A 1,422-nucleotide genomic window follows, 5' to 3' on the forward strand; every position below is an offset into this window, starting at 1 on the left:
TTGGCCATCTTCCGCGACAGATCCAGGCTGAAGAACTGGTTTGACAGCGCGGGTGAACAACAGCGGCGCGGTTTCGCCGGCGACGCGGGCGGTGCCGAGCAGGATGCCGGTGATCAGACCGGCGCGCGCCGCCCGATAGGCGATGCGGCGGATCACCAGCGAGCGCGGCAGGCCGAGCGCCGACGCCGCTTCACGCAGCGAGCTCGGCACCAGCAGCAGCATGTCCTCGGTGGTGCGCACCACCACCGGGATGACGATCACCGCCAGCGCCAGCGCGCCGGCCAGAGCCGAGAACCGGCCCATCGTCACCACCACGGCGCCGTAGATGAACAGGCCGATGATGATCGACGGCGCACTGAGCAGGATGTCGTTGATGAAGCGGATCACTGATGTCAGCTTGTCGTACTTGCCGTACTCGGCCAGATAGGTGCCGGCGAACAGGCCGAGCGGCGCGCCGATTCCGACGCCCAGAATGGTCATCAGCACCGAGCCGACGATGGCGTTGAGCAGACCGCCGTCGGTCGAGCCGGGCGGCGGCGTGTTCTGGGTGAACACTTCGAGATTGACGCCGGCGAGGCCGTTGTACAGCAGCGTGAACAGGATCAGTGCCAGCCAGGTGACGCCGAACAGAGCGGCGCCCGAGCACAGCACCTTGATGATGATGTCGTTGCGGTGGCGGCGCTTGTAGATCGGGTTGGCGTGTGTCGGGGACATACTCATTTGCCGGCCTTCATTTCGAGACGCATCAGGAGCAGCCGCGCAGCGGCGAGGACCATGAAGGTGAGGACGAACAGCAACAGACCGAGCAGGATCAGCGCCGACTGATGCAGGCCACTGCTCTCGGCGAACTCCGAGGCGATCGCCGCCGAGATCGTGGTGCCGGGCGCGAAGATCGATCCCTGGATGCGGAACGAATTGCCGATGATGAAGGTCACCGCCATGGTCTCGCCGAGCGCGCGGCCGAGCGCCAGCATGACGCCGCCGATGACGCCGACGCGGGTGTAGGGGATCACCACGTTGCGGACGACTTCCCAGGTGGTGCAGCCGACGCCATAGGCGGCTTCCTTCAGCACCGGCGGCACCGTCTTGAACACGTCGACGGCGATCGCGGTGATGAACGGCAGCACCATGATGGCGAGGATCAGCGCGGCATTGAACAGGCTGAGATAGGACGGCGGCCCGCCGAACACGTCGCGCAGCACCGGAATGCCGGANAACACCGAGATGATGAACGGCTGGAAGTGATAGGCCAGAAACGGCCCGAGCACGAAGAAGCCCCACATGCCGTAGATGATCGATGGGATGCCGGCGAGCAGCTCGATGGCGAGGCCGATCGGCCGGCGCAGCCACATCGGGCACAGTTCAGTAAGGAAGATCGCGATGCCGAGACCGACCGGGATCGCGATCACCATGGCGATCACC

At 65.4% G+C, this 1,422-nt stretch carries 1 protein-coding gene and 1 pseudogene; both read right to left on the minus strand.

All coding sequences use genetic code 11. The annotated features are described in order from the left end of the window. Positions 1-714 (minus strand): annotated as a pseudogene (pstA, locus tag I5M_RS30610) (phosphate ABC transporter permease PstA); the annotation flags it as partial. 2 nt (positions 715-716) lie between these two features. Next, positions 717-1,422: phosphate ABC transporter permease subunit PstC (pstC, locus tag I5M_RS25250; protein WP_031337531.1), on the minus strand; the 706-nt coding region annotated here is incomplete at its 5' end.

This window comes from Rhodopseudomonas sp. B29 (assembly GCF_000333455.1).
Lineage (GTDB): Bacteria > Pseudomonadota > Alphaproteobacteria > Rhizobiales > Xanthobacteraceae > Rhodopseudomonas.